Raw genomic sequence first — 25995 nt, 5'->3', positions numbered from 1 at the left:
TCAGTCCTCCGGTTCGAGGTCGACGTGCTCGGACAGCCCGAAGGTGTGCGTGAGGGCACTGCGGGCGGCGTGCCACCCCGCCATGCCGTGCACCCCGGGGCCGGGTGCTGACGCCTCCGAGCACAGGTACATGCCGCCGCCCATGCGCCAGGGGTCGGACGACAGGACGGGCCGCTTGACGAGCTGCCAGAAGCTCGCGGCCCCGGCGGCGATGTCGCCGCCGACGTAGTTGGGGTTGTACTCGCCCATCTGCACGGCCGTGCGGCTGGCCGACTGCAGGATCGTGTCGCGGAATCCGGGGGCGAACCGCTCGACCTGCCGGACGATCGCGTCCGTGGGGTCGACGTCGGATCCCGCCGGCACGTGCGCGTACGCCCAGAAGACGTGCTTGCCGCGCGGCGCACGACCCGGGTCGACCACCGTCGGCTCCGACCCGAGCACGTACGGCCGCTCGGCGTGCTGCCCGTTCGCGACCGCACGCTCCGCCGCGGCGATCTCCGCCCGGGTGCCGCCGATGTGGACCGTCCCCGCCCGGCGCAGCTCCGTGTTCGTCCAGGGCACCGGGTCGGACAGTGCGAAGTCGACCTTCGCCGCCGCGTTGCCGAACCGGAAGCGTCGGAGGGCGCCGCGCTTCGGGGTCGGGATCTGCTTCCCCGCGATGCCGAGCATCCCCGGCACGCTCGTGTCGAAGAGCACGGCCTTCGCCGGGGTGAGGTCGGCGAGCGACCGGACCTCGCGACCGGTCTCGATCGTGCCGCCGTGGGCGACGAGGTCCGCGGCGAGCGCATCGACGATCGCCTGGCTGCCGCCGATCGGCACCGGCCACCCGCGGCCGTGCGCGTACGAGCCGAGCGACAGCGCCGCGGCGGCCGTGGACAGCGACGGCATGTGCTGGATGGAGTGCGCCGCGACGCCGGACACCATCGCCGGGGCCACGTCGTCGCGGAAGCGCAGGTTCCACGCGGCGCTCCCCTGCTCCAGCGCGCGCAGGCCGAAGCGCGCCACGGTCAGCGGGTGCCGCGGCACGTGCAGGAGCGCGTCGGTGGCGAAGTCGGCGACCTGGTCGGCGTTGCGGGACAGCGGCGCCATGAGGTTGCGGAACGCGGGACCGTCGACGCCCAGCGCCTCGGCCGTGCGCTCGAGGTCGCGGTAGGCGATGCCGGCGCGGCCGCCGTCGAGGGGGTGGCCGTACTGCACGTCGGGCAGCCGGAGCTCGATGCGGTCCTCCATCCGGAAGCGCCGGAAGAACTCGGACTGCAGCGCCATCGGGTGCACGGCCGAGCAGACGTCGTGGTGGAAGCCCGGCAGCGTGAGCTCCGCCGTGCGGGCGCCGCCGCCGATCGTGTCGTTCCGCTCGACGACCTCGACCGACAGACCGGCCCGCGCGAGCGTGACCGCCGCCGCGAGCCCGTTCGGTCCGGCACCGACGACCACCGCATCAACCATGGCCCGAGCCTAGGGTGCCGTGCTTCCGTGCTCGGTCAGACGACCGTTCCGCCGCGGGACGCCCGACCGCGCTGGCTGCCCGTTCCTTCCCAGAACGCCTGTGATGGCTGGTGGAACCGGGCATGCCTGGTGGATCGGAACGACCAGGTACGCCCGAGAGGACCAGGTACGCCCGGAACGACCAGGGCCGAGCGCCGCTCCCGGGCAGGGACCGGCGAGGATCAGGGGCGCGCGCTGTCCGCGTCCGCGGGGTCGGTGCCGTCCTCGGCCCCGTCCCCCTCGTCCGGCTCGTCCGCGTCCGCCGGCGTGGTCGCGGGCGACCCCGCGCCGGTCGGGTGCTCGGCGAGCAGTGTCGCGAAGTCCTCGTCGAGCATCTGCTGCAGGCGCTCGTCGCGGCCGACCTCGTAGTCGTCGGCGGGACGCTGCGCCCACCCGAGCCGTCCGACCACCGTCGTGCCGATGTCGTCCCAGGCGCGGGCCCGGGCGTGCAGGACGATGCCGTCGACGAAGCCCTGGTCGTCGCGACGCCGGTCGAGCATGGTGGCGAGCTGCTCGTAGGTGGCCTCGCGCGTCCGGAGCTTCAGGTCGTCGCCCCGCTTGTAGTCGTGCTGGTGGCGCGAGCGGCCCTTCTGCTTGCTCGAGGTCGCACGGATCTCCCGCATGCGGGCGGCGTCGCCGCGCTGCTCCTCGGCCATCCGGTGCAGTTCCTCGCGGGTCGCCTCGGCGATGAGCGCGTGGTCGAAGTACCCCTGATCGCGGAGTGCGTTCGTGATGATCCGGTTCGCCACTGCGACGGTCACGGCCGCACGGGCGATGAGGAAGCCCTCGTCCACGGCCCGCTTGAGCTCGACCTGGCTCACGGGTCGGTCGCGGACATCGTGCTTGGTGCGTCGTCCGAACAGGGCCATGCTCCGACGATACCGGCGTGCGGCCGTCCGTCCGCAGGCTGACCCCGGATCCCGCCGCGGACGGACGCGGCCAGCTCGCCCGGCCCGTAGCGTCGAGTGCATGACCACCACGCAGACCCTCCCTCGTACCGGCCTCGGCACCGCGAGCCTCGTGCTCGGCATCTGCTCGCTGCTCGCCGGGTGGACCTTCTTCGCACCGGTCGTCGGCCTCTGCCTCGGCATCGCCTCACGGAGCCGCGAACCGATGGCCCGCAGCCGTGCGGGCTGGGGCATCCTCCTCAACCTCGTCGCGCTGGCCGTGTGGATCATCGCCCTCGTGCTGGTCGTCGCCTTCGGGGGCTTCGCGGTGTTCGCGAGCTTCGCCCAGACCCACTGAGCGAGCAGACCCACTGAGCGAGCAGACCCACTGATCCGCGTCGGGTCAGAGCACCAAGCCGTAGACCGCGACGTCGACCCGGCGGTCACCGAGCGGCAGCGCGCTGCGGAGCGTCCCCTCGTGCGCGAACCCGAGGCGCTCCGCGAGCCGCCGACTGCGCTCGTTGTCCACCCCGGTCCGGATCTCGACCCGGGCACTCCCCCGCTCGCGGGCGACCTCGACGAGCGCGGCGGCCGCCCGGTGCGCGATCCCCCGCCCCTCCGACCCGGCGTCGACCCAGTACCCGAGCGACGCCTGGCCGAGGTGCGGGTCGAGTGCGAGCGAGGCGGACCCGACGATCCGTCCCGCGGAGCGGATGACGCACGGCACCGCCCGGTCCATCGCGTACCGGCCGAGCAGCTGCTCGGTGTGCAGCACCAGGGCCTCGCGGGTCACCGGCCCCCACGCCCACGGCTCGGCCGCGCGGAGCCGCTCGAGGTTCGCCGCGACGAGGTCGTGCACGGCGTCGACGGTGCTGAGGTCGCGCAGTGTGAGCGCACACCCGTCGCCGAGGTCCCGTCCCGAAGCCGCCACGTGTCCGACACTAGGCAACGGCACGCCCGCACGTCCGGTGCACGCCTGCAAGCTTGCGCACCCTGCAGATCCGGGCCTGCGACGGCTACAGTGACGCCATGTCCGACACCGCGTCCGCACCGGCTCCCGCGCTGGGCCTGCGCGACCGCAAGCGCCTCGAGACGCGTCGCCGCATCGCCCGCGCCGCCCGGTCCCTCGTCCTCGAGCAGGACCTCGAGCGCACGACCATCGAGCAGATCGCCGCTCGCGCGGACGTCTCCCCGCGGACGTTCTTCAACTACTTCGCCAGCAAGGAGGACGCCGTCCTCGGGCACACCGAGGTCGACCTCTCGCCAGAGGCGCTGGACGCCCACCTCGCCGCGGTGTCCGGCCGACCCGTCGTCGAGGCCGTGGTCGACCTGGCGTTCCTGGTGTTCGGCGAGTCCTTCGGCGACGAGCGCGAGCGCACGGACCGCAAGGAGGTCATCGTGCGCTTCCCGCAGCTCGTGCGCCGGCAGGTGGCTCGGATGACGACGGTGGCCGAGGCGATGACCGGCGCCGTCCGGACGATCCTGGCGCGCGACCCGGCATGGGGGCCCGAGGCGGCGACGCCCGAGGCCGCCGAGATGCTCCTGGGCATGTGCATGACCGGGCTGCGCAGCGCGGCCCGCCACGAGGGCTCGGACCCCGTCGAGGTGCGCGCCCGACTCGTCGCGACCATCCGCGACACCGCCACCCGCCTCGACGCGGCCTGACCCGGCCCGACGCAGACGCCGACCGACCCGACGCAGACCGACCCGACGCAGACCGGCGCAGGCTGCGCCCGCGACGCGACCCCGCGAACGACGGGAGGCGCAGTACCCCACCGGCGCCGCGCCTCCCGTCCGACCTGCCGGATCCGCCGGACCCGCCGGAGGGACCGACGACCCGACGTCCCGACCACCCGGTCAGGGCGCCGTGATGAAGCCCTCGTCGACCATCCAGTCGAACGCGACGTCCGCCGGCTCACGCCCCTCGACGTCCACCTGCCGGTTGAGCTCCTGCAGCACCTCGTCGGTCAACGCCGGCGAGATCTGGTCGTACACGTCGCGGAGCTGCGGGTACTCCTCGAGCGTGGCCGAGTCGATCACCGGCGCGACGTTGTACGCCGGGAAGAAGCCCCGGTCGTCCTCGAGGACGGTGAGCCCGAGCGACTTGATGCGCCCGTCGGTGGTGAAGACCTCGCCGAAGTTGCACTTGCCGCGGTCCGTGGCCGTGTAGACCGTCCCGGTGTCGAGGATGCTGACGTTGCTCGTCGGCACGCCGTCCTCCCCCGAGCCACCGAGCTCCAGGCCGTACTTCTCGAGCATCGGCTTGAAGCCGTCCGCACGCGAGTTGAACTCCGACTCGACGCAGAACGTGCGCTGGTCGACCGGGAGCTTCGTGATGTCCGACAGCGTCTGCACGTCGTCGAGCTCGGGGACGGCCTCGTCGCGCACGGCGAAGGCGTACGTGTTGTTCATCGGCGCGGGTTCGAGCCAGGTCAGGCCGTTGCCGGCGTCCTCGTCCTTCACCGCCTGCCACTGCTCGGTCTTGTCCGGGATCCCCTGGTCGTGCGCCATGAACGTCAGCCAGGCCGTGCCCGTGTACTCGTACGTCACGTCGGCGCTGTGCGAGGTCATCAGCTCGCGGACGGCGACGGAGCCGGGCACGTTGGTCTCGTCGGTCACGTCGAACCCGGCGGCCTTCGCGGCGAGCACGGCGATCTTCCCGAGCACGAGCTGCTCGGTGAAGTTCTTCGACGTGACGGTCAGGTGGGCGTCGTCCGGCAGGTCGTCGATCCGCTGGATCGAGCCGGGTGCGGCGCCCGGTACGAAGGACGCGGCCGGCTGCAGGCCGCAGCCGGTCAGGACGAGGGTGCTCGCGCCCGCCACGGCGGCTGCGGCGAGCGCGCGGCGACGGACGGTCGGACGGGAGGCACGGCTCGCGCCCGGCACGTCGGTGCGGGCCGCTGGGCGGTGCGGCTGGTCGGCGTGCGGCTGGACGGCGTGCGGCTGGACGGCGTGCGGCTGGTCGTCGTGCGTCATCGGAGTCCCTTCGGTCGTGCGACGGTCTCGACCACGCGGCCGATCCAGTCGATGGTCAGGGCGAGGAGCGCGACGAGGAGCGCCCCGGAGACGAGCACCGCGGGCAGGAACAGGTTCACGCCCGTGGTGATGAGCAGCCCGAGGCCACCCGCACCGACGAAGGTCGCCAGGCTGGCGGTGCCGACGAGCAGGACCAGGGCGGTCCGGATGCCCGAGAGCATGACCGGCACGGCGAGCGGCAGCTCGACCTTGAGCAGGACGGCGAACGCGCTCATGCCCATGCCACGACCGGCCTCGACGAGCCGGTCGTCGACGCTCTGGACGCCGAGCATGGTGTTCCGCAGCACCGGCAGGATCGCGTAGAGCACGAGGGCGACCACGGCCGACCAGCTGTTCAGCCCGAGCCAGGCGGCGAGCAGCACGATGAGCCCGACCGCCGGGGCGGCCTGCCCGAAGTTGGCGACCGCGATGACGGCGGTGCTCGCCCGGCGGAACGGCCCGCGGGTGAGCAGGATGCCGAGCGGGATGCCGATGACGAGCACGAGCACGGTGGCCTGCAGGGTGAGCACGAGGTGCTGCCCGGTCAGGTCGAGGATGCTCGACGGGTTGAGCGTGCTGCGCTCGGTGGCGGAGAGGTCGGCGGTGGCCAGCCACACCGCGAACCCCGCGAGGACGACGAGGATCGCGATCGGCTGGACGAGCAGGCCCTTCCACGGGGTCCGCTCTCCCGTGGCGGGCCCGGCGACGGCGGTGGTGCTCACCGGTCGTCCTCGGCGGAGCCGGTGCGGGCGGCGTGCTCGTCGTTCCGTTCCTCGATCGTGACGGGCGACGAGGGCAGCGTCTCGATCGGGTTCGTGTTCGTGCCGACCGGGGCGTACGCCTGGTCGGACGCGGCAGCGGCGCGCGACCGGGTGATCGCGTCCATGACGGTCTCGACGGTGATGACGCCGCGGAACGCCTCGCCGCGACCGGTCACCAGCGCGGCTCCGGCGCTCGAGACGAGCATGGTGTCGAGTGCGTCGTTGAGCGTCGCGGCCTCGCCGACCACGGGCAGGTCGGACTCGACGCCCTCGGGCACCCGGGTCAGGCGCTCGAGCTGGCGGCGGCTCGGCCAGCCGACGGGGCGCTGGCGGCGGTCGACGACGACGGCGTGCTGGTGGCCGCCGGCCTCGTCCATGCGCTGCAGCACGGCGCGGGTCTCCTCACCGGCCGAGCACGTGACGGCCGAGGCGAGCTCGACGTCCCGCACGCGGTTGAGCGTCAGCTGCTTCAGCCCGGCGCCGGAGCCGATGAAGTTCTCGACGAACTCGTTCGCCGGCTCGGCCAGGATCCGCTCCGGGGTGTCGTACTGCACGATGTGCGCACCCTCGGTGAAGATCACGATCCAGTCGCCGAGCTTCACGGCCTCGTCGAAGTCGTGCGTGACGATGACGATGGTCTTGTGCAGCTCCTCCTGGATCCGGAGGAGCTCGTCCTGCAGGCGCTGCCGGGTGATCGGATCGACGGCACCGAAGGGCTCGTCCATGAGCAGCACGGGCGGGTCGGCGGCGAGCGCGCGGGCCACGCCGACGCGCTGCTGCTGGCCGCCGGACAGCTCCCGGGGGAACCGGTCGCGGTAGGTGTCGGGGTCGAGGGACACCAGGTCGAGGAGCTCGTCGACGCGAGCGGCGATCTTCTCCTTCGACCAGCCGAGCATCTTCGGCACGATCGCGATGTTCGCCGCGACGGTCATGTGCGGGAAGAGCCCGCCCGCCTGGATGACGTAGCCCATGCGGCGACGGAGTTCGTCGCCGTCGATGCTCGTGACGTCCTCGTCGCCGACGACGATGCGGCCCTCGGTGGGCTCGATGAGCCGGTTGATCATCTTCAGCGTGGTGGTCTTGCCGCAGCCGGAAGGGCCGACGAGCATGACGACCTTGCCGGCCGGGATCTCGAGCGTGATGCCGTCGACGGCGGGCTTCTGCTGCCCCGGGTAGCGCTTGGTGACCTCGTCGAGCAGGATGCTGCGACCGGTGACGTCGCCCTCGGGTGCGGTGGTGGTGGCGGGGTCAGTGCTGGACACGGATACCTCTCGGGGTGGTCAGGCGGCCGAGGCCGATGAGGAGCAGGTCGAGGACGAGGGCGAGCAGGACGACGCCGACCACGCCGATGACGACGGAGTTCAGGGCGTTCGCGCCGCCGAGCCGGGAGAGCCCGGAGAAGATGAAGCCGCCGAGGCCCGGGCCGAGCGCGTAGGCGGCGATCGCGGCGATGCCCATCACCATCTGCGCCGACACCCGGACGCCGCTGAGGATGATCGGCCACGCCATCGGCAGCTCGACCTGCAGCAGGGTGCGCATCCGGCTCATGCCGATCCCCCGCGCCGACTCGACGACGGTCGGCGGGATCTCGGCGAGGCCGACGACGGCGTTCCGCAGGATCGGCAGCGTCGCGAAGAACACGACCGTGACGACCGACGGCACGACGCCGAAGCCGAGCGGCACGATGAGCAGCCCGATGACCGCGAAGGACGGCAGCGTCAGCCCGATGGCCGACACCCCGTTCGCGATCGAGGTGAGCTGCGGACTGCGGTAGACGAGCGTGGCGAGCACCACGGCGATGAGCGTGGCGAGCACGGTGCACTGGACGACCAGCGAGAAGTGCTGCCACGACGAGAACCAGATCTGGTCCCATCGCTCCACGACGTACTGGAGCACGGGTGGGCCCCTTCCTGGTGGGCTGGACGCCCCACAGGACGGGGCACGGACCCGACCGACCGTACGCAGGGCGACCCCCGTTTGTACAACGACAAGGACGCCGAAGCCGCGGATCCTGCGATTCCGCCCAGGAGGAAAGCCCAGGTCAAGAGGGCAGCGCCCCACACTGCCTGGGAGAACGGTAACGATGTCGAGCGGCGGTCGACTACCGGTCGTGCTCGGCCAGCCCCGCCCGCTCGGCGATGTCGACCAGGTGCGCGCGCCAGTCCGCCCACTCGGCGGCGGTCTTGTCGGCGAGGTTGCCGTCCCCGTCGCCGGCCAGACCGTCGAGCATCTCGCGCACGATGTCGGCGTGCCCCGCGTGCCGTGCGGTCTCGTACGCCAGGTGCACGAGGATCCGGTGCAGCGTCACGTCGCGACGGTCCTCGGGCCACCACGGGACGACCCCGCGGGCGTCGAGGTCGAGCGCCTCGATGGTCGCGTCGGCATGCGCGGCGCTGCGGTGGTGGAACGCGACGACGTCCGCCGTGGTCTCGTCGAGCGAGGCGTACATGTCCTCGCCGTCCCACGACTCGAGCCACGCGGGCGGGTCGGGCAGCGGACGGTCGAAGACGAGCCCGAGGTAGCCCGCCTGCACCCCGGCGACGTGCTTGACGAGCCCGAGCACGTTCGTCCCGGTCGGGGTGAGCGGCCACCGGGCCTGCCGCTCCGCCAGGCCGTCGAGCTTGGCGAGCAGCGCGGCCCGGTGCTTCCGCAGGTAGCGGTGCAGCGTGTCCTTCACCATCGCCGCGTCCGTCGTCGGGGCGGAGCCCTCGTCGGACAGCGCCGACAGGCCACTCGCCGCGATCGACGGCGACGGCGCGGCCGGGGTCACCTGCGGGACGGCGTCGGTCACGTCGTCGGGACCGCCGTCCGCCGCGCCTGGACGCGCGCGACCTCGTGCACAGCGACGCGCTCCGCGGTGAGGAGCAGCGAGGCCACCTCGGTCGCGGTGCGGTCCGTGCCGTCGTTCCAGCTCGTCAGGTCGCGGACGCGGGCCATCCGGATGTCCGGCGCCGGGCACCAGGCGACGGCCTGCCCCTCGTCGGCCGCGAGGGCGTGCCAGACCAGGTCGAGCGCCCGCTGCACCTGCTGCGAGTGCACGACCTGCGGACCGCCGGCGGCCGAGACCACGGCGCCGACCAGGCACGCTGCCACGAGCGGACGGCCCTGGGCGTCCATCGTCGCGGCGCTCGCGGCCTTCCGCACGCGACCGTGCTCGTCGAGGTAGGCGAACCAGGAGTGCTGGATCCACCCGCGCTCGACCACGCCGCGCGCGTCGGTCAGGAGCCGCTGGAGGTCGTCGAGCTCGTGCAGGTGCGCGACCAGTCGACGGTCGCGGGCGACGGCCCGACGGGCGGCGAGGCGGTCGAGCAGGCCGCGGACGCCGGCACGCCCGGGAGCGTGCGGACCCCGGCGGTCGGACCGGGTGGACGGGGCGGGGGTGGCGTCGGTGTCGACGTCGTGCGGGGCGTGGAACTCGAGGGTCATCAGGCCCCTCCGATCTCCGGTGCACGGTCAGGTGAGGGAACGATAAGCCCCGGTGCCCTCAGTCGTCCAGCACCGCGTCGATCGCGGCGGCCGCGGTCGTCCGGAACGCGTCGTCGTCGGTGACGGCGAGTGCCGACGCGAGCGACACCGCCCAGCCGCGGGCGCGTGTCCAGGTGGCCGCGTCGGCGGGGACGAGTGCGGCGAACGCGCGCCGTCCCGCACGGTCGAACGTCAGCCACCGCGTCGCGAGGTCGACCGCCGGGTCGCCCGAGGTCACGTCCCCGAAGTCGACCACGGCGGACAGGTGCTCGTCGCCGAGCGGCTGCCGCTGGACGAGCAGGTTGAAGGGGTGCAGGTCGCCGTGCACCCAGACGGGAGGCCCGGTGTGCGTGGGCGCGCCGGCCGCGGTCCGCCAGAGCGCCGCCAGCTCGGCCGCCCGGGGCACGTCGGCCGTCGCCAGTCGCGTCAGCACCGCGTCCGTGCGGGTCGCCAGCGGGACCGCGCGGACCGGGTTCACGGGGGCGTCGGCGGGGGCGGGCACGTGCAACCGGTCGAGGAACGCCGCGAGCGTCCGCGCCACCGCCTCCCCCTGCGGGCGCTCTCCGGCGGGACGGCCCGGCAGCCAGGGCACGACGCTCCAGGTCCACGGGTACCCGAGCGCCGGTCGGCCGGTGCGGACCGGCTCGGGGACCGCGACCACCCCGCCGACCCGGGCGGCGATGTCCGGCAGCCAGCGCTGTTCGTGGGCGACGAGCCGTGCGGCCGCCGCGCGTCGGGGCAGCCGCACGGCCAGGTCGTCGCCGGCACGGACCACCACGTTGTCCCAGCCGCTCGCGACGACCCACAGCGGTCGGTCGGCCAGGTCGGGGTGCTGGTCGCGGAGCAGGGCGGCGACGAGGGCCACGTCGACGCGGTGCTCGGCTGCCGGGGTCGCCACGGGCCCAGGGTAGCGGGGTCGCCGGTCCGGGCCGGGCGGTCCCGCGAACTGGGGCTGCTCGCGAAACGTACTCCGCGGTATCCTCGTGGCACAGCGACGTGGGTGTCCCTGGGGGGACCCGCGTCGCCCTCAGTCGACCGGGTCCCCGGCACCGTCCGCACACGCGGCCGGTCCCGGTGGGTCCGGCACGATGATCGCCACCAGCCGGGGCACCTCAGCGCGTGTCCGTTCCGTCCCGATCGCGCTGAGCAGGACCGTCCAGAGCTCCCGCAGGCGCTCGTACAGGTCGGCGCGGTCGTGCAGCACGTCCGAGATCATCTGGACGCCCGCGACCGCGGGGTTCACCACGCGTCCGACGAGCTCGGGGTCCCACGACGGGTCGACCTCACCCGCGTCCACCGCGCGCCGGATCAGGTCGGCGGTGTGCCCCACCCAGTGGTCGTACGGGTGCTCCCGCGGGATCGCCCGCGCGTTCGGGTCGGCGGTCAGGCGCAGGCCGGCGCGCACGACGACCTCGCTGGTCATCTGCGCGGCGACGCCCTGCGACATCCACATGAGCGACTCGAGCGGCGACGCCACCCGGGCGGCGGCCGCAGCGGCGTACCGGCGCGAGACCTCGTCCTGCGCCGCGATCACCGCGCTCGCCGTGTCGGCCTTCGAGCGGAAGTGGAAGTAGAGCGCGCCCTTGGTCATCCCGGCCCGCTCGGCGACCCCGTCCATCGACGCCCCGGCGTAGCCGCGCTCGTCGAACTCCGCGGCGGCGGCCTCGATGAGGGCCGCCCGCGTCGCCACCGCCCGATCCTGCCTGCCCCGGCCGTCCTGCGCCATGCCGTCGATGGTAACCAGCGGAGCCGGTCGGAAGGAGGCCCTCAGGGGACCCCCCGCGCGCTGTCGTACCGTGACCGGCATGGACGGATGGCGGAACCCGCGACGCTGGGCCCGGACGGGACGGTGGCTGCTGCTGCCGATCGCGGTGCTCGACTGGGTGGCGCTGACCCCGCAGCCCGTGGTGGTCGTCGCCTTCCTGCTCGCGGTGCTCGGGTTCGCCGGACTCGCCGCGGCCCTGGTCGTCCGGATGCTGCACGGCCCGCGCGGGGCGATGGCCGGGCTCGGCGTGGTGCTGCTGCTCGGCGGTCTCGTCGTGCTCGGGACCGACCCGTTCCCCGGCACGGTCCCGTTCCTCGACCCGTGGTGGCCGGCGGCGATCACGCAGCCGCAGGTGGTCGGCAGCGCGTACTGGAAGACCGCGGGGCTCGGCGTCGAGCTCGCCGGTGTGGCGCTCCTGGCGACGCTGCTCGTGGCGGCGGCCACCGGACGACCGGCACCGCGCGCCCGCTAGCCCGCTGGCCCGCTGCGTCCGTCAGTCCACCCGGTGCCGGGTGAGCACGACGACGGTGACGTCCGCGGTCGTCCGGTCGGTGGGGACCAGTGCCCGGACGTGGTCGACCAGGTCGTCGGGGTGCGCCGCGGCGATGGTCGCGAGGCCGTGCGCGTCCCCGATGCCGTCGAGCCCGAGGGTGCCGTCCGTGACGAACACGACCCGGTCGCCGGGCGCGAGGTCGAGGGACGACACGGTCCGCTGGACCCCGCCGGACCGCAGGCCGAACGGCAGGTCCGTGGACCGCAGCGGGGTGGCGGTGCCGCCGGACAGGTGCAGCGCCTCGCCGTGGCCGGCGTCCACCCACTCGGCGTGACCCGACGTCGGGTCGAACCGCAGGTGCAGGAGCGAGCCGACGGCGCCGGCGGTCGACAGGTCGGGGGTGAGCTGGGCCTCCAGGCCGGCGACCGCGTCGCGGAGCGGCAGGTCCGTCCGGGCGACCACGGCCGCGCGGACCGAGGCGGCGAGGAGCGCCGAGGCGCGACCGGCTGCGGTCACCGTGCCGACGGTGACGTGCACCGAGCCGTCGGCGGCGGTGCGCCAGTCGGCGAGGTCGCCGCCGTCCTCGTCCGCCACGACGAGCCCCGTCACCGACGCACCGGGGACGGTGACCGGGTCCGGCACGAGCCCGGCGAGCACCCGCTGGACGCGGCCGCGCTCTATCGAGTACCCGAGCTCCCGCTCTGCCCAGCGGGCGAGGTCGCCGAGGAGCGCGAGGTCCTCGTCGGAGAAGACCCGCGGCTCGGCGTCCATCACGCAGAGGGTGCCCACGCGCGTGCCGTCCGGCATCGTCAGCGGGGCGCCCGCGTAGAACCGGATGCCGTACTCGGTCACCGCGGGCGACTGCGCGAACCGCAGGTCGAGCGCGGCGTCCGGGACCACCATCGGCTCGGGGCTCAGCACGGTCGTCGCGCAGAACTGTTCGCTCGCGGCGACGCTCGTGCCCTGCTGGAACCCGAACGTCGACTGCGTGGTGACGAGGTCGTGGTGGACGAGGTTGAGGAAGGTGAGCGGGACGCCGAAGGCCTCGTGGGTCATGCGGGTGATGCGGTCGAAGCGCTCCTCCGGGCCGGAGCCCAGGACCTCGAGCGCCTCGATCACCGCGGTGCGCCTGTCCGCACCGGCGAGATGGTTGGTCACGCCTCCTGTGTACCCGACCCACCGCTGAGGAACCAGTCCCGCGGGTGGGGGTCGGCCGTCAGCTGCCGGCGCTCGGACGTGGGAGCGGCCCAGGCTGCGGCGTTCGCGAGCACCCGCTGGACGTCCGCGTGGTGGTACACCGGGTACTCCTGGTCGCCGGGCGAGAAGTAGAACACCCGGCCGAGACCCCGGCGGTAGGCGACCCCGGAGCGGAAGACCTCGCCGCCGGCGAACGTCGACAGGAAGACCTCCTCGTCGGGGCGCGGGATGTCGAAGTACTCGCCGTACATCTCCTGGCGGTCGATGACGATCGGGTGCGGGACGCCCGCGGCGATCGGGTGCTCGGGTGCGATCGTCCAGACCAGCTCCCGCTCGCCGTCGTTGCGCCACTTCAGGGAGCAGGTGGTGCCCATCAGCCGGGTGAACGGCTTCGAGTAGTGCCCGGAGTGCAGGACGACGAGCCCCATGCCGGCGTGGACGGCCTCGACCACGCGGGTGACCACCTCGTCGGACACGTCCTGGTGCGCCACGTGGCCCCACCAGAACAGCACGTCGGTCGTGGCGAGCCGCTCGGCGGTCAGGCCGTGCTCGGGCTCCTGCAGCGTGGCCGTGGACACGGACGCCCCGGGGTGGTGCTCGCGGAGGGCGGCGGCGATCACGGTGTGCAGGCCGTCGGGGTAGTGTCCGAGCACGGTCGCGTCGCCGCGGCTCTCGTGCACGTTCTCGTTCCAGACGACGATGTTCAAGGGACGGCTCTCGGTCGGCGCTGACATGACGACGACGCTACCCGGTGTCGGGTCGAATCGATACGACCGGCCGTGTGTCGGGAGTCTCCCCGGCAGGGTGCGCGACCATGTCGGCATGACTCCCCGATCCCTGTTCCGCGCCGCCGCCGTGGCCGAACTCGTGACCTGGACGCTGCTCATCGCCGGGATGGTGCTGAAGTACGCGCTCGACGCCGGCGACTGGGGCGTGCGCATCGGCGGGAGCATCCACGGCTTCGTGTTCCTGGCCTACCTCGTGGTGACGACGGTCGTCGCGGTGAACCAGCGCTGGTCCGTCGGGGCGCTCGTGCTCGGCTGGGCGAGTGCCGTCGTGCCGTACGCCACGGTGCCGTTCGAGGTCGCGGTCGCCCGGCGCGGCATGCTCGAGGGGCCCTGGCGACGGACGGCCGACGAGCGGTCCGGGGTCTGGGACCGCCTGCTCTTCTCCGTGGTGCGTCGGCCCGGGGTGTCGGCGGCGATCGGGGTCGTGGCGGTCGCGCTGGTGTTCGCCGGGCTGCTCGTGGTCGGTCCGCCCGTCCCGAAGGGCTGACGCGGGGGCCTCACCCGCGCGGCGCGCGGGTTCCGCTGAGCGGGCAGGACACGCCGCTCACGTCCGCCGGACGGGCGAGAACCGTCGCCGAGGACCGCCGAGCGTGACGGATCTGGCTCGCTCGGACACACCGGACGATCGGCCGCCGTGCTCGCACCGCGGTGCGTCGAGCGGGCAGGACGTGCCGCTCACGTCCGCCGAGTGGGCGTCTTCCGTCACGCTCGACGTCGAGCGTGACGGTTTCGGCCCGGACGGGGCGGCGGGGCAGGCGGCACGACGACGGACGGGAGGCGCGGTGCCAGCTGGCACCGCGCCTCCCGTCCGTCGTCGGTGCGCGTCTAGAGGGTGGCGAGCGCCTCGTTGAACGTGACGGACGGCCGCATCACGGCGTTCGTCTTGGCGCTGTCGGGGCGGTAGTAGCCGCCGATGTCGGCCGGCTTCCCCTGCACGGCGACGAGCTCCTGGACGATCGACTCGCCCTGCTCGTCGAGCGTCGACGCCAGGCTGCGGAACGCCGTCGCGAGCTCGGCGTCCTCGGTCTGCCGGGCGAGCTCGTCGGCCCAGTACTTCGCCAGCCAGAAGTGGCTGCCGCGGTTGTCGATCGAGCCGAGCTTGCGACCCGGGGACTTGTCCTCGTCGAGGAACGTGCCCGTGGCGCGGTCGAGCGTGTCCGCGAGGACCTTCGCCCGTGCGTTCCCGGTCACGCCGGCGAGGTGCTCGAAGGACACCGCGAGCGCGAGGAACTCACCGAGGGAGTCCCAGCGCAGGTAGTCCTGCTCGACGAGCTGCTGCACGTGCTTCGGGGCCGATCCGCCGGCACCGGTCTCGAACAGGCCGCCACCACCGAGGAGCGGGACGACGGAGAGCATCTTCGCCGAGGTGCCGAGCTCCATGATCGGGAACAGGTCGGTGAGGTAGTCGCGGAGCACGTTGCCCGTGACCGAGATGGTGTCCTCGCCGCGGCGGATGCGCTCGAGCGAGAAGCGCATGGCGTCCTCGGGCGCCATGACCTCGATCTGCAGGCCGTCGGTGTCGTGGTCGCCGAGGTACGTCCGAACGAGCCCGATGAGGTTCGCGTCGTGGGCGCGGGTCTCGTCGAGCCAGAACACGGCGGGCGAGCCGGTTGCACGGGCACGGGTGACGGCGAGCTTCACCCAGTCGCGGATCGCGACGTCCTTGGTCTGGCAGGCGCGCCAGATGTCGCCCTGCTCGACGTCGTGCTCGATGACGGTCTCGCCCGAGCTCGTGACGACGCGGACCCTCCCGTCACCCGGGAGCTCGAACGTCTTGTCGTGCGAGCCGTACTCCTCGGCCTTCTGTGCCATGAGTCCGACGTTCGGCACCGAGCCCATGGTCGACGGGTCGAAGGCGCCGTTGGCACGGCAGTCCTCGATGACGGCCTGGTAGATGCCGGCGTAGCTCGAGTCCGGGATGACCGCGAGGGTGTCGTGCTCCTCGCCGTCCGGGCCCCACATGTGGCCGGAGGTGCGGATCATCGCGGGCATCGAGGCGTCGACGATGACGTCGCTCGGCACGTGCAGGTTCGTGATGCCCTTGTCCGAGTCGACCATGGCGAGCTCGGGGCCGGCGTCGATCCCGTCGGCGAACGCCTGCTTGATCTCGGCACCGTTCGGCACGCTGTCGAGCCCGGCGAGGATCGAGCCGAGGCCGTCGTTCGGGTTCAGGCCGGCGGCGGCGAGGTCGGCGCCGAAGCGCTCGAAGACGCTCGGGAAGAACGCGCGGATGACGTGGCCGAAGATGATCGGGTCGGAGACCTTCATCATCGTGGCCTTGAGGTGCACCGAGAACAGCACGCCCTGCTCCTGGGCGGCGGCGATCTGGTCGCGGAGGAACGCCTCGAGCGCGCGGACGTGCAGCACGGTGCCGTCGACGACCTCGCCCGCCAGGACGGGGACCGCCTGCTTGAGCACGGTGGTCTCGCCGTCGGCCGCCACGAACTCGATCGTCAGGGTGTCGTCGGCGGGCGCGATCCACGACTGCTCGTTCGACCGGAAGTCGTCCTTGCCCATCGTCACGACGTTCGTCTGCGAGTCGGCACTCCACGCACCCATGCGGTGCGGGTGCTTCTTCGCGTAGTTCTTCACGGAGAGCGGTGCGCGGCGGTCCGAGTTGCCCTCGCGGAGCACCGGGTTCACGGCGCTGCCCTTGGTGCGGTCGTAGCGGGCGCGGACGTCGCGCTCCTCGTCCGTGGTGGGCTCGTCGGGGTAGGCGGGCAGGTCGTAGCCCTGCGCCTGGAGCTCCTTGATCGCGGCCTTGAGCTGCGGGATCGACGCCGAGATGTTCGGCAGCTTGATGATGTTCGCCTCGGGCTGCTTCGCGAGCTCGCCGAGTTCGGCCAGGGCGTCGTCCAGGCGCTGCTCGTCGCTGAGCCGCTCCGGGAACTGCGCGATGATCCGGCCGGAGAGCGAGATGTCGCGGGTCTCGACGTCGACCCCCGCGGTGCGTGCGAACGCCTCGACGACCGGCAGGAACGAGTGGGTGGCGAGGAACGGTGCCTCGTCCGTGAGGGTGTAGATGATCTTGGCCATGCTGGCGGGTACTCCCTTGTTCGACCGTCGGTACGTCCACGCTACTCGCGGCGCGGGATGTCTCGACATCAAGATACATGGGCCCTCCGGCGACGACCAGGCTGCCGGTGACGCCTCAGACGGTGACGCCTCAGACGGTGACGCCTCAGACGGTGATGCGGAACACGCGCACGCCGGCGGCGCGGAGTCCCGCCGTGCCGAGCCGCGTGCGCATGCTCCGGAACGGACGCTTGAACCCCGAGGTGGCGGACGCGATCCCGATTTGGTGCAGGACCTCGGACGTGAGCGTGCGCTCGACCTTCGGCGCGAGGCGGGTCACGCCGGACACGGTGACGACGATCCGGACGGCGTGCGGCGCGAGCAGCGGCGCGATGAGCTCGGCCGTCTCCTGCGCGCGGTGGAACGCCGGGTCCTCGCCCGGGCGACGGATGGCGATGACCGCGAGGTCCGCGTCCGCGTGGTCGGCGACCTCGTGCACGTCGTCGACCCCGACGACCCGCATCCGCGACGCGTCGACGCCGGCCCGCACGGCGGACGTCCGGAGCACCGGCAGCAGGTCCTGGGTACCGGCGAGCACGACCTCGGCGGTCGCGAGGTCGATGGGTTCGTGCCGTTCCCGCGGCGTTCGGGCCATGGCGCAGGTCCTTCCGGTCGCTGGACCCAGACGCTACCGATCCGTCGCCCAGCGGGTCCGCAGGCAGGGTGACGCGTCAGCGGACTGTCAGCCGTTGTGTAACGAGAAGATCACGGAAAGGCCTGTACAAAGCGACAGACTCGTGCAGAATGGTCTGCGGCCATGACGACGACACACGACACCGACCAGCAGCAGCCGGAGACCCCGGTCGTGCACCTGTCCCGTCGCGCTGCCCTCGAGGCCGAGCGCGCAGCAGCCAGGAAGCCCGCCCGTCGCCCACGCGCTCCCCGCCCACGCGCTCCCCGCTCCCCGCGCAGCACGGCGGTCCTGCCCGCCACCGCCGCGGCGACCGCTCCGGACACCGCGGCGACCACCGCAGCCGAGCCGGCACCGGCACCAGCCGCGGCAGCAGCAGCGCCGCAGGTGCTCCCCACGGAGAGCCGGCCCGGTCGACGAGCGACCACGGCGCGCGTGGCCACCGAGCACGTCGACGCCCGCATCACGAAGGTCGTCCGTCGCCGCCCCGCCGCGATCACGACCGCCACCACCGTCCGCGCGCCCCGCCCGTCCCGCTCGCACCGCGCGAGCCGCATCACCCTGACGAGCGCCGCCGCCGCCCTGGCCATGTTCGCCGCGTCCGCGATGCCCGCGCACGCCAGCGCCGGCACGTCGACCGCGACGTCAACCCTCGCGCCGCAGGTCCGCACCCAGGACTACGCCGTCACCCAGGCGGTCACGGCGAGCGCCCTCGACCGTGACGACTTCACCGTCAACGAGGCCCAGAAGGTCGTCGTCGCGGCCACCGGCGGCTCGGCCGACGGCGTGGCGGCGGACGGCTCCGTCTCCGCCGGCGGCGAGGTCCGCTCGCCGTTCCCGGGTCCGGTCCGGATGAGCTCCGGCTTCGGCTACCGCGCGGCCCCGTGCGGCGCGTGCTCGTCGCTCCACCAGGGACTCGACTTCAACCCCGGCATGGGCGCCCCCATCGGCGCCGTGGCGGCGGGGACGGTCCGGGTCTCGGGCACGTACTTCTCGTACGGCAACACGGTGATCATCGACCACGTGATCGACGGCCGCCGGGTCTCGACCCTGTACGGCCACATGATCCCCGGGTCGTCGCCCCTCCGGGCCGGCGACACCGTGGCGGCCGGGCAGTTCATCGGCAGCGTCGGCTCCTCGGGCGTCTCGACGGGTGCGCACCTGCACCTCGAGGTCCTGATGGACGCCGTGACGCCGATCGACCCCGAGGCCTGGCTCGAAGCGCGGATCGGTCGCTCGCTCACCACCTGACCCGGTCGGACGCTCGCCGGATGCCCAGCACCCGCGCAGCACCGACGCGGCTCCGTCCCAGCTGACCTGTGCAGAATCACAGCATGGACGATCACCACAGACCGCCCGCCCGTCGTCGACCCTCGGTGGTGTCCCGCTGATGGACGCCGACACCTGGATCGCCTTCGGGCTCGTCATCCTCTTCGTGCTCGTCGGTGGCGTGTTCGCCGCCGCCGAGATCGCCCTCGTGTCGCTCCGCGAGTCGCAGCTCCAGCAGCTCGAACGCCGTGGCAGCCGCGGGGCCCGGGTCGCCGCCCTCGGTCGTGACCCGAACCGCTTCCTGTCCGCCGTGCAGATCGGTGTGACGGTCGCCGGGTTCTTCTCCGCCGCCTACGGTGCGTCCTCGATCGCGCCGGACGTCGCGCCGCTGCTGTCGGGTCTCGGACTCGACCAGGGTGCCGCCGAGGCCGTGGCCCTCGTGCTCATGACCCTCGTCATCGCGTACCTGTCACTCGTCTTCGGTGAACTCGTGCCGAAGCGCCTCGCGCTGCAGCGCGCCGAGGGCTTCTCGATGGCGGTCGCCCCGACGCTGGACCGCTTCGCGATCGTGATGCGCCCGGTGATCTGGGTGCTGTCGGCGACCACGAACGCCGTGGTCCGGCTGCTCGGGGGCGACCCGCACGCCCGCAGCGAGTCGATGAGCACCGAGGAGCTCCGCGGCCTGGTCGAGGACCACGACGCGATCGACGCGCAGGGCCGCCGCATCGCCCGGAGCGCGCTCGACGCCGGCGACCGGATCCTGCGCGAGTCGATGCGGCCCTGGTACGACGTGTCCACGATCGACGCGTCGGTGTCCATCGCCGAGGCGACGGACCACGCCATCGAGGAGGGGCACACCCGCTACCTGGTCACCGAGGGCTCGCGCGACGACGTCGCCGGCTTCGTGCACCTGCGGGACCTGCTCCGTCCGGCCGACCCGGCCGCGCCCGTGTCGACCCTCGTGCGCCCCGTCCTCGCGATGCCCGAGACGAAGTCGCTGTCGAGCGCGATCGCCGACATGCGGACCGACGGCCACCAGATCGCCCTCGTCGTCGACGAGTACGGCGGCAGCGCCGGCATGGTCACGCTCGAGGCCCTGCTCGAGGACCTGGTCGGCCGGATCCGGGACGAGTACGACCCGCCGGCCGCCGAGTCGGACGGGATCGACGGTGCCACCGTGCTCGAGGACCTGGCCGCGGACGGCTGCCCGCAGCTGCCGGACGGCGACTACGAGACCGTGGGTGGCCTCGTGCAGGTCCACCTCGACCGGGTGCCGGAGGTCGGCGACGTCGTCGACGTCGGCGAGCACCGGCTCGAGGTCACCGAGATGGACGGCCACCGCGTCGCGCGCGTCCGGGTGACGCCCGCTGCCGCGGCGGCTCCAGCCGGACCGGCGAGCGTGGCCCCGCCGGCCGCGTAGCCGGGTCACCGCCGGACGGGAGGCGCGGTGCGGTCCGGCACCGCGCCTCCCGTCCGCCGTCCGGTCACCTCCCACCGCGACGGCCGCGCCGTCCACGGGTACCGCGGGTGCCTGTCGCCGCTCGGGTCCGGCCACGTACGCTCGTGCCATGGGTATCGACGTGCGCAACGAGATCCGTGACTTCCTGTCCTCGCGGCGGGCGCGGCTCACCCCGGACGAGGTCGGCATGCCGTCCTTCGGCGGAGGGGTGCGTCGCGTGCCGGGCCTGCGTCGGCACGAGGTCGCGATGCTCGCCGGCGTGAGCGTCGACTACTACACCCGACTCGAGCGCGGCTCGCTGAAGGGCGTCTCGGACAGCGTGCTCGAGGGCCTGGCCGGCGCCCTGCAGCTCGACGAGGACGAACGCGTGCACCTGTTCGACCTCGCCCGGCTGGCGAACGCCGGGGTCAAGGTCATGCACCGGAACGTCCCGACCCGGGTGCGTCCGGGCGTGCAGCGCCTGCTCGACGCGATCACCGGTGCCCCCGCGTGGGTGCGCAACGAACGCGGCGACGTCGTCGCGACGAACGAGCTGGGCCGCGCACTGTACGCGCCGATGTTCGCGGGCCCCGGCCGACCGGTGAACACCGCACGGTTCACCTTCCTCGACCCCGCCGCCCGCGGCTTCTTCCCGGACTGGGCGGCCACGGCGCGGGAGGCCGTGGCCGTGCTGCGGGCCGCCGCGGTGGCGAACCCCTGCGAGCCGGGCCTGGTCACGCTCGTCGGCGAGCTGTCGACGCGGAGCGAGGAGTTCCGGTCCTGGTGGGCAGCGCACGACGTGCGGGTGCACCGACGGGGCGGTAAGCGGATCGCACACCCGATCGTCGGCGAGCTGCAGCTCGACTTCGAGGCGCTCGAGCTCGTCGCGGACCCCGGTCTGACGATGTTCACGTACTCGGCGGAGCCGGGCAGCGAGTCCGAGCGGTCGCTGGCGCTGCTGGGGACCTGGGCCGCGACGGAACGGTCCGAGCGGCTCGCTGCCGTGCGGGCGGGCGAGGCCGAGCAGGCCGACTGAGCGTCGGGTGGGTCCTCGTCAGGAGGCCGTCGGGCCCGACGGCTGGTCCGGGGCGCCGGTGACGCCGGGACCGTCGGTGCCCTCGTCGCCGAGCGTGTCGACGAGCGCGTCCACACGGAGCCGATCGATCCGCAGCTCCTTCTCGGTCGCCGTCAGCCGCAGCACACGGATCGCGGCGAACACGAGCACGACGAGTGCGACGACGAGCACGAGCGCCAGCAGCACGACCGCCAGGTAGACGATGCTGACGACGGCGAATCCCCCGGAGACCACGCGTCGACGCTAGCAGGGAGCCTCCGTAGGGTGGGGCGGTGACGACGATGCCGACGGACGAGGACCGAGCGGCGCTCCTGCGACGACACCGCCGCCCGGAGCCGACCTTCGTCCGCGCGGTCGCGAAGGCCCTCGGTGACGCCCGCATCGTGCGCGAGGTCCGCGGGGGCCCGGTCTCGTACGTGCCCGCGGACCGCGAGCTCGTGGCCGACGAGGACGTCGATGCCACGCTGCTGACCTTCCCGGCCGAGGACACGCTCGCTGCACTCGCGCTGCCCACCGGTGGTCGTGTCGTGGTGCTCGCGCGCGACCCGGACCGCCTCCGTGCCGGGTGGCTCGCCGAGTACGCGCCCGACGTGGTCGCCGCCGAGGCTGCCGGGCTGCCGACGATCGACCGGCTGGCGACGCTCGTCGGGCCGTCCGTCGACGTCGTGCGCCTGCCGGTGCCGTTCACCTGCGTGGACGGCTTCGGTGAGGGCTACTACGCGCGGCCGGAACGACTCCTCGACGCCGACGTCCGGGCCGCCGACCCCGCGTGGAGCCTGGTCGACGACCTGACCGCTCGCCGATCCGTCGCGGCCCTGCGGAACGCGCTCACGTCGGGCGAGTGGGACGCGCGCCACGGTGCGCTCCGTCGGCAGCCCGCGCTCGACGGGTCGATCGTCCTGCTGCGACCTGGTGCTTGACCGGGCTGCCGCCGCGACACGCCCGGCTTGACACGTCGTCGTAGGCTGGACGCGTGAGTCAGCAGGAGGTGGTCGGCGCCCGGAGCGCCGGCATCAGGGCGTGACGCCCCCGGCTGTGCCGTCCGGCACGGCCGCCGTCGTCGTCGAACCCTGACCACACATCCCCTTCGGCCCGCGCGGCGCACTCGCGCCCGGGCCCCGTCGAGAGCGACCACACCGTGCTGCCCATCAGCGAGAAGACCATCCGTTCCTCCTTCGTCAACGCCTCCCGCAAGGAGGTCACCGGCCTCACCCTGCCCGCCGACCTCGACGCCCTCGACTGGGAGGCGCTCGACTTCCTCGGCTGGCGCGACCCGAAGACCACCCGGCGTTCGTACGCAGTCGTGCCCACGCTCGAGGGCGACCTCGTCGGCGTGCTGTTCCGGCAGGCCGAGGCGTCGCCGCGTGCACGGACACAGTGCTCGTGGTGCCAGGACGTCACGCTGCCCAACGACGTCGTGTTCTCCGCCACGAAGCGCTCGGGCAAGGCCGGCCGCAACGGGAACACCGTCGGGACACTGGTCTGCCAGGACTTCGAGTGCTCCCGGAACGTCCGGCGCCCGGTCCCGCCGGCGTACGAAGGGTTCGACGTCGAGGCCGCCCGCCTGCGCCGGATCGAGGACCTGCAGCTGCGCGCGGCGTCCTTCGTCACCGAGCTCTGACGCCCGGGCACCCGTCGGATCCGCAAGACGCAACCTGGGCGACCTCGCGCAGCGGAGTACCGCTGCGAGGAACCGCCGACGTTGCGTCCCGCGGAAGAGGTGCGGGCGACCGGGCACCCGAAACGCCGGCGTAACGCGCGGTCCCTAGGGTGAGGCGGGTGGACCTCAGCGACTTCGACTCCGCCCCCGCCGCCGACGCCCGGACGACCGCCATGGGGTGGGCAGCGGTCCCCGCGTGGGCCGACGCCCTGGTGGCCGCACGCCCGTACCGGTCGGTCCCGACGCTCGTCGCGGCGGCGACCGAGGCGGCGGCGGCGTGGACCGCGACGGACCTCGACACCGCGCTCGCCGAGCACCCCCGCATCGGCGAGCGCACCACCGAGCCGACGTCCGCCCGTGAGCAGGGGGCGATGGCCACGGCGCAGGACGACGTCGCGGCGGCGATCACCCGCGGGAACGCCGCGTACGAGGAGCGGTTCGGCAGGGTCTTCCTCGTGCGCGCGGCCGGTCGGACGCCGGAGGAGCTCCTCGCCGAGCTCGAACGGCGGCTCGCCGGGGACCCGGAACCCGAGGTCGCCGAGGCCACCGCCGCCCTCGCCGACATCGCGGTGCACCGCATCCGTGCGACCTTCGGCGTCCCGCACCTCACCACGCACGTGCTCGACGCCCGGACCGGCGCCCCGGCCGCAGGTGTCGCGCTGGCGCTGCGGACGGCCGAGGGCGAGGTCCTGGCGACCGGCGAGACCGACGCGGACGGCCGCGCCGGGCTCGGTCCGGACGTGCTGCCCCGCGGCGACCTGGAGCTGCGGTTCGACACGGGCGCCCACCACCGTGCGACCGGTGTCCCGTCGTTCCACCCGTACGTCGTCGTGGCCTTCACGGTGTCCGGGACCGACCACCTGCACGTGCCGCTGCTGCTCAGCCCCTTCGCGTACAGCACCTACCGCGGGAGCTGAGCCGACGCGCGGACGGACGGGAGGCCCGTGGCGGGGTCGCCACGGGCCTCCCGTCCGTCACGTGGTCGCGTCAGCGACCGATGGACGACATGTCGGGGTAGCGGTCGCCGGTCGGGACGGGCAGCGCCGACAGGCGCGCGAGCTGGTCGGCGGAGAGCGTGACGTCGGCTGCGCCGACGTTCTCCTCGAGCCGCGAGACCCGCTTCGTCCCGGGGATCGGGACGACGTCGTCGCCCTGCGCGAGCAGCCAGGCGAGCGCGACCTGCCCCGGCTTCGCGCCGACCTCGTCCGCGATCTCCTTGACGGCGTCGACGATCCGCATGTTCTCCGCGAAGGCCTCCTGCTGGAAGCGGGGGTTCTGCTTCCGGAAGTCGTCGTCGTCCAGGTCGGACGGCTTCGTGATGGCGCCGGTGAGGAAGCCGCGGCCGAGCGGGGAGTAGGGCACCAGGCCGATCCCGAGCTCGCGGAGGGTGTCGAGCACGTCACCCTCGGGGTCGCGCGTCCACAGCGAGTACTCGCTCTGCAGCGCGGTGATCGGGTGCACGGCATGGGCCTTGCGGATGGTGGCCGCCGACGCCTCGGACAGGCCGATGTGCCGGATCTTGCCCTCCTGCACGAAGCCGGCGAGCTGGCCGACGACGTCCTCGATCGGGACGTCCGGGTCGACGCGGTGCTGGTAGTAGAGGTCGATGTGGTCCGTGCCGAGGCGGCGGAGCGATCCCTCGAGGGCCTCGCGGACGGACTCGGGTGCGCTCGAGATGCCGCGCTGCTGGGTGGGCGTCTCCTCGCCGGCCTCGTGCCGGTAGAGGCCGAACTTCGTGGCGACGACGACCTGGTCGCGGCGGTCGCCCAGGGCACGGCGGAGGAGGTCCTCGTTCGTGTACGGGCCGTAGGCCTCGGCGGTGTCGAAGAGGGTGACGCCGAGGTCGATCGCGCGGTGGATCGTGCGGATCGACTCGTCGTCGTCGGAGCCGGCGCCCGAGTAGAAGGCGCTCATGCCCATGGTGCCGAGGCCGACGGTTGCGACCTCGAGGTCTGCGAGCTTGCGTGTCTGCATGGTGCCGGTTTACTCCCGGCGACTCCTCGCCAGGGGGGTACCACCACGGCTACGCTGTCAGGACGGACAGGGGGTCCGTGCGGAAGGGGAACGCCGTGATCGTCTTCGTGATCGTCATCGCCGTCGTGGTGGTCATCGCCGCCCTGCTCGTGGTGCTCGAGGTGCAGAACGTGCGACGCCGCCGGGCCCTGTCGCACCTGGAGCCCGTCGACCCGCGCGCCGGCGAGCGCGCGATGACCGAGGCATCGGCCGCCCACGCGGTCACCGAGGGGACGGCCAAGGCCGCACACCCGGGGATCACCGGCGGCGCCGGCGGACCGCTGGGCTGACCGCGGCCGGTTGGAGGGTCGGGTGCACCGTGTTGCACTCGGCACCGTGACGCTCGTCCGCTTCCTCCAACGGGCTCGACGGCGGGGCCGGCTCCTGGTGGGATCGGCACGTGAACCTGTACCTCCGGCTGTTCCTGCTCGCCGTGCGTGTCCGACTGGCCGGCGCGCGACCAGGACGGCGACCCTCGCTGTGGGTCGAGGCACGCACGCCGTTCCGCGTCGTGCCGACGGACCTCGACACCCTGCGCCACGTCAACAACGGCAAGTACCTGGCGATGCTCGACCTGGGGCGCTACGACCTGCTCTTCCGGTCCGGCTTCTGGCAGGAGGCAGCGCGACGGGGCTGGTACGCGGTCGTCGCCGCGCAGACCATCACGTACAAGCGGTCCCTGACGCTCGGCCAGCGGTTCACGCTGCACACGCGGGTGCTCGGCGTCGACGAGCGTGCGGTGTACATGGAGCAGACGTTCGTGCGCCAGGGTGCCGTCGTCGCCCGGGCGGTCGTGCAGGCGCGGTTCCTCCGGCGGACCGGCGGCGCGGTCACGCCGGACGAGCTCGTCGCCGCGACGGGCGGCACCACGCGGGACCTCACCCTGCCCGCGTGGGTGCACGCGTGGGCCGACGCCGTGCGGATCAGCAGCAGCGAGGTGCGCTGACCGGTCGGCCACGCCGTGTCCTCCGCGCGGAC

29 protein-coding genes are annotated in these 25995 nt (G+C 73.3%); 12 read left to right on the top strand and 17 right to left on the bottom strand.

Annotated features, from left to right (window positions below; genetic code table 11):
• Together Cus16_RS13550 and Cus16_RS13545 are read right to left on the bottom strand one after the other, a co-directional pair.
• The gene (locus tag Cus16_RS13550) at positions 1-1446 is read right to left on the bottom strand and encodes a phytoene desaturase family protein (RefSeq protein WP_069713184.1); all 1446 of its coding nucleotides are present in this window, start codon (positions 1444-1446) and stop codon (positions 1-3) included.
• 221 nt (positions 1447-1667) lie between these two features.
• Positions 1668-2354 (bottom strand): hypothetical protein, encoded by a 687-nt coding sequence (locus tag Cus16_RS13545; RefSeq protein WP_069713183.1) that lies wholly within the window; start codon positions 2352-2354, stop codon positions 1668-1670.
• A 100-nt stretch (positions 2355-2454) separates the two neighbouring features.
• On the opposite strand from Cus16_RS13545, the gene Cus16_RS13540 reads away from it, so the two are divergent.
• Positions 2455-2730 (top strand): hypothetical protein, encoded by a 276-nt coding sequence (locus tag Cus16_RS13540; protein ID WP_069713182.1) that lies wholly within the window; start codon positions 2455-2457, stop codon positions 2728-2730.
• Positions 2731-2775: 45 nt separating this feature from the next.
• On the opposite strand, the gene Cus16_RS13535 is transcribed toward Cus16_RS13540, so the two are convergent.
• Complete coding sequence (locus tag Cus16_RS13535; RefSeq protein WP_069713181.1) at positions 2776-3303, bottom strand: GNAT family N-acetyltransferase; 528 nt, start codon at positions 3301-3303, stop codon at positions 2776-2778.
• A 98-nt stretch (positions 3304-3401) separates the two neighbouring features.
• Here Cus16_RS13535 and Cus16_RS13530 point away from each other — a divergent pair, with 98 nt between their 5' ends.
• Complete coding sequence (locus Cus16_RS13530; RefSeq protein WP_083263980.1) at positions 3402-4037, top strand: TetR/AcrR family transcriptional regulator; 636 nt, start codon at positions 3402-3404, stop codon at positions 4035-4037.
• A gap of 192 nt (positions 4038-4229) precedes the next feature.
• On the opposite strand, the gene Cus16_RS13525 is transcribed toward Cus16_RS13530, so the two are convergent.
• From Cus16_RS13525 to Cus16_RS13490, 8 genes are all read right to left on the bottom strand, one after another.
• Positions 4230-5348 carry a glycine betaine ABC transporter substrate-binding protein gene (locus Cus16_RS13525; protein WP_083263979.1) on the bottom strand — a complete coding sequence of 373 codons (1119 nt, stop codon included), beginning with the start codon at positions 5346-5348 and terminating at the stop codon, positions 4230-4232.
• On the bottom strand, positions 5345-6109 hold the full coding sequence (locus Cus16_RS13520) for an ABC transporter permease (protein ID WP_069713180.1): 765 nt from the start codon (positions 6107-6109) through the stop codon (positions 5345-5347). The genes Cus16_RS13525 and Cus16_RS13520 overlap by 4 nt, the downstream gene beginning before the upstream one ends.
• A complete protein-coding gene (locus Cus16_RS13515) occupies positions 6106-7410 on the bottom strand; it encodes an ABC transporter ATP-binding protein (RefSeq protein WP_069713179.1) in 1305 nt (434 codons plus the stop codon). Before Cus16_RS13515 ends, Cus16_RS13520 begins: the two co-directional genes overlap by 4 nt.
• On the bottom strand, positions 7397-8044 hold the full coding sequence (locus Cus16_RS13510; RefSeq protein WP_069713178.1) for an ABC transporter permease: 648 nt from the start codon (positions 8042-8044) through the stop codon (positions 7397-7399). Before Cus16_RS13510 ends, Cus16_RS13515 begins: the two co-directional genes overlap by 14 nt.
• A gap of 205 nt (positions 8045-8249) precedes the next feature.
• Positions 8250-8939: a DinB family protein gene (locus Cus16_RS13505; RefSeq protein WP_223246624.1), complete on the bottom strand. Its 690-nt coding sequence runs from the start codon at positions 8937-8939 to the stop codon at positions 8250-8252.
• Positions 8936-9574, bottom strand: coding sequence for a hypothetical protein (locus Cus16_RS13500; RefSeq protein ID WP_069713177.1), 639 nt, complete (start codon positions 9572-9574; stop codon positions 8936-8938). The genes Cus16_RS13505 and Cus16_RS13500 overlap by 4 nt, the downstream gene beginning before the upstream one ends.
• Positions 9575-9632: 58 nt before the next feature.
• Positions 9633-10511, bottom strand: coding sequence for an aminoglycoside phosphotransferase family protein (locus tag Cus16_RS13495; RefSeq protein WP_069713176.1), 879 nt, complete (start codon positions 10509-10511; stop codon positions 9633-9635).
• Positions 10512-10640: 129 nt separating this feature from the next.
• Complete coding sequence (locus Cus16_RS13490) at positions 10641-11339, bottom strand: ScbR family autoregulator-binding transcription factor (protein WP_069713175.1); 699 nt, start codon at positions 11337-11339, stop codon at positions 10641-10643.
• A 79-nt stretch (positions 11340-11418) separates the two neighbouring features.
• On the opposite strand from Cus16_RS13490, the gene Cus16_RS13485 reads away from it, so the two are divergent.
• Positions 11419-11850, top strand: coding sequence for a hypothetical protein (locus Cus16_RS13485; protein WP_141718994.1), 432 nt, complete (start codon positions 11419-11421; stop codon positions 11848-11850).
• A gap of 21 nt (positions 11851-11871) precedes the next feature.
• Here the strand turns inward: Cus16_RS13485 and Cus16_RS13480 are convergent, their stop codons facing one another.
• Together Cus16_RS13480 and Cus16_RS13475 are read right to left on the bottom strand one after the other, a co-directional pair.
• Positions 11872-13029, bottom strand: coding sequence for a PP2C family protein-serine/threonine phosphatase (locus tag Cus16_RS13480; RefSeq protein WP_069713173.1), 1158 nt, complete (start codon positions 13027-13029; stop codon positions 11872-11874).
• Positions 13026-13802 (bottom strand): ThuA domain-containing protein, encoded by a 777-nt coding sequence (locus tag Cus16_RS13475; protein WP_189319604.1) that lies wholly within the window; start codon positions 13800-13802, stop codon positions 13026-13028. Before Cus16_RS13475 ends, Cus16_RS13480 begins: the two co-directional genes overlap by 4 nt.
• A gap of 88 nt (positions 13803-13890) precedes the next feature.
• Here Cus16_RS13475 and Cus16_RS13470 point away from each other — a divergent pair, with 88 nt between their 5' ends.
• Positions 13891-14343, top strand: coding sequence for a DUF3817 domain-containing protein (locus tag Cus16_RS13470; RefSeq protein WP_069713243.1), 453 nt, complete (start codon positions 13891-13893; stop codon positions 14341-14343).
• A gap of 338 nt (positions 14344-14681) precedes the next feature.
• Here Cus16_RS13470 and Cus16_RS13465 read toward each other — a convergent pair whose 3' ends face one another.
• Both Cus16_RS13465 and Cus16_RS13460 read right to left on the bottom strand, forming a co-directional pair.
• The gene (locus tag Cus16_RS13465; RefSeq protein ID WP_069713171.1) at positions 14682-16892 is read right to left on the bottom strand and encodes an NADP-dependent isocitrate dehydrogenase; all 2211 of its coding nucleotides are present in this window, start codon (positions 16890-16892) and stop codon (positions 14682-14684) included.
• Between the two features lie 145 nt (positions 16893-17037).
• The gene (locus Cus16_RS13460) at positions 17038-17526 is read right to left on the bottom strand and encodes a hypothetical protein (RefSeq protein WP_069713170.1); all 489 of its coding nucleotides are present in this window, start codon (positions 17524-17526) and stop codon (positions 17038-17040) included.
• Between the two features lie 162 nt (positions 17527-17688).
• Here Cus16_RS13460 and Cus16_RS17075 point away from each other — a divergent pair, with 162 nt between their 5' ends.
• From Cus16_RS17075 to Cus16_RS13445, 3 genes are all read left to right on the top strand, one after another.
• A complete protein-coding gene (locus Cus16_RS17075) occupies positions 17689-18813 on the top strand; it encodes a M23 family metallopeptidase (protein WP_069713169.1) in 1125 nt (374 codons plus the stop codon).
• A gap of 139 nt (positions 18814-18952) precedes the next feature.
• Positions 18953-20251 (top strand): hemolysin family protein, encoded by a 1299-nt coding sequence (locus Cus16_RS13450; protein WP_069713168.1) that lies wholly within the window; start codon positions 18953-18955, stop codon positions 20249-20251.
• Between the two features lie 148 nt (positions 20252-20399).
• On the top strand, positions 20400-21305 hold the full coding sequence (locus tag Cus16_RS13445) for a helix-turn-helix transcriptional regulator (protein ID WP_189319603.1): 906 nt from the start codon (positions 20400-20402) through the stop codon (positions 21303-21305).
• An 18-nt stretch (positions 21306-21323) separates the two neighbouring features.
• On the opposite strand, the gene Cus16_RS13440 is transcribed toward Cus16_RS13445, so the two are convergent.
• Positions 21324-21578, bottom strand: a complete 255-nt coding sequence (locus tag Cus16_RS13440) for a hypothetical protein (protein WP_069713167.1) — start codon at positions 21576-21578, stop codon at positions 21324-21326.
• A gap of 47 nt (positions 21579-21625) precedes the next feature.
• Between Cus16_RS13440 and Cus16_RS13435 the strand changes: the two genes are divergently transcribed.
• From Cus16_RS13435 to uraD, 3 genes are all read left to right on the top strand, one after another.
• Positions 21626-22264 carry a hypothetical protein gene (locus Cus16_RS13435; RefSeq protein WP_069713241.1) on the top strand — a complete coding sequence of 213 codons (639 nt, stop codon included), beginning with the start codon at positions 21626-21628 and terminating at the stop codon, positions 22262-22264.
• A gap of 218 nt (positions 22265-22482) precedes the next feature.
• Complete coding sequence (locus tag Cus16_RS13425; RefSeq protein ID WP_069713165.1) at positions 22483-22965, top strand: FBP domain-containing protein; 483 nt, start codon at positions 22483-22485, stop codon at positions 22963-22965.
• 158 nt (positions 22966-23123) lie between these two features.
• Complete coding sequence (gene uraD, locus Cus16_RS17070) at positions 23124-23921, top strand: 2-oxo-4-hydroxy-4-carboxy-5-ureidoimidazoline decarboxylase (protein ID WP_189319602.1); 798 nt, start codon at positions 23124-23126, stop codon at positions 23919-23921.
• Between the two features lie 70 nt (positions 23922-23991).
• Here the strand turns inward: uraD and Cus16_RS13415 are convergent, their stop codons facing one another.
• Complete coding sequence (locus tag Cus16_RS13415) at positions 23992-24978, bottom strand: aldo/keto reductase (RefSeq protein ID WP_069713164.1); 987 nt, start codon at positions 24976-24978, stop codon at positions 23992-23994.
• 95 nt (positions 24979-25073) lie between these two features.
• On the opposite strand from Cus16_RS13415, the gene Cus16_RS13410 reads away from it, so the two are divergent.
• Positions 25074-25307 carry a hypothetical protein gene (locus Cus16_RS13410; RefSeq protein ID WP_141718993.1) on the top strand — a complete coding sequence of 78 codons (234 nt, stop codon included), beginning with the start codon at positions 25074-25076 and terminating at the stop codon, positions 25305-25307.
• A 110-nt stretch (positions 25308-25417) separates the two neighbouring features.
• Entirely contained in the window at positions 25418-25963 is a 546-nt protein-coding gene (locus tag Cus16_RS13405) for an acyl-CoA thioesterase (RefSeq protein ID WP_069713162.1), read from the top strand.
• Positions 25964-25995 lie beyond the last annotated feature (32 nt).

It is taken from the genome of Curtobacterium sp. ER1/6 (genome assembly GCF_001742745.1).
Lineage (GTDB): Bacteria > Actinomycetota > Actinomycetes > Actinomycetales > Microbacteriaceae > Curtobacterium > Curtobacterium citri.
Note: the sequence above shows the minus strand (reverse complement) of the source record. Positions and strands in the feature narration are given on the sequence as shown.

Bases quoted from the DNA above. Each gene is read 5' to 3' on its own strand.
- Cus16_RS13415 (WP_069713164.1), bottom strand. From the start codon at position 24,978: ATGCAGACACGCAAGCTCGCAGACCTCGAGGTCGCAACCGTCGGCCTC.
- Cus16_RS13475 (WP_189319604.1), bottom strand. From the start codon at position 13,802: ATGTCAGCGCCGACCGAGAGCCGTCCCTTGAACATCGTCGTCTGGAAC.
- Cus16_RS13540 (WP_069713182.1), top strand. From the start codon at position 2,455: ATGACCACCACGCAGACCCTCCCTCGTACCGGCCTCGGCACCGCGAGC.
- Cus16_RS13485 (WP_141718994.1), top strand. From the start codon at position 11,419: ATGGACGGATGGCGGAACCCGCGACGCTGGGCCCGGACGGGACGGTGG.
- Cus16_RS13545 (WP_069713183.1), bottom strand. From the start codon at position 2,354: ATGGCCCTGTTCGGACGACGCACCAAGCACGATGTCCGCGACCGACCC.
- Cus16_RS13550 (WP_069713184.1), bottom strand. From the start codon at position 1,446: ATGGTTGATGCGGTGGTCGTCGGTGCCGGACCGAACGGGCTCGCGGCG.
- Cus16_RS13465 (WP_069713171.1), bottom strand. From the start codon at position 16,892: ATGGCCAAGATCATCTACACCCTCACGGACGAGGCACCGTTCCTCGCC.
- Cus16_RS13490 (WP_069713175.1), bottom strand. From the start codon at position 11,339: ATGGCGCAGGACGGCCGGGGCAGGCAGGATCGGGCGGTGGCGACGCGG.
- Cus16_RS13530 (WP_083263980.1), top strand. From the start codon at position 3,402: ATGTCCGACACCGCGTCCGCACCGGCTCCCGCGCTGGGCCTGCGCGAC.
- Cus16_RS13470 (WP_069713243.1), top strand. From the start codon at position 13,891: ATGACTCCCCGATCCCTGTTCCGCGCCGCCGCCGTGGCCGAACTCGTG.
- Cus16_RS13500 (WP_069713177.1), bottom strand. From the start codon at position 9,574: ATGACCCTCGAGTTCCACGCCCCGCACGACGTCGACACCGACGCCACC.
- Cus16_RS13445 (WP_189319603.1), top strand. From the start codon at position 20,400: ATGGGTATCGACGTGCGCAACGAGATCCGTGACTTCCTGTCCTCGCGG.
- Cus16_RS13460 (WP_069713170.1), bottom strand. From the start codon at position 17,526: ATGGCCCGAACGCCGCGGGAACGGCACGAACCCATCGACCTCGCGACC.
- Cus16_RS13450 (WP_069713168.1), top strand. From the start codon at position 18,953: ATGGACGCCGACACCTGGATCGCCTTCGGGCTCGTCATCCTCTTCGTG.
- Cus16_RS17075 (WP_069713169.1), top strand. From the start codon at position 17,689: ATGACGACGACACACGACACCGACCAGCAGCAGCCGGAGACCCCGGTC.
- Cus16_RS13435 (WP_069713241.1), top strand. From the start codon at position 21,626: ATGCCGACGGACGAGGACCGAGCGGCGCTCCTGCGACGACACCGCCGC.
- Cus16_RS13525 (WP_083263979.1), bottom strand. From the start codon at position 5,348: ATGACGCACGACGACCAGCCGCACGCCGTCCAGCCGCACGCCGTCCAG.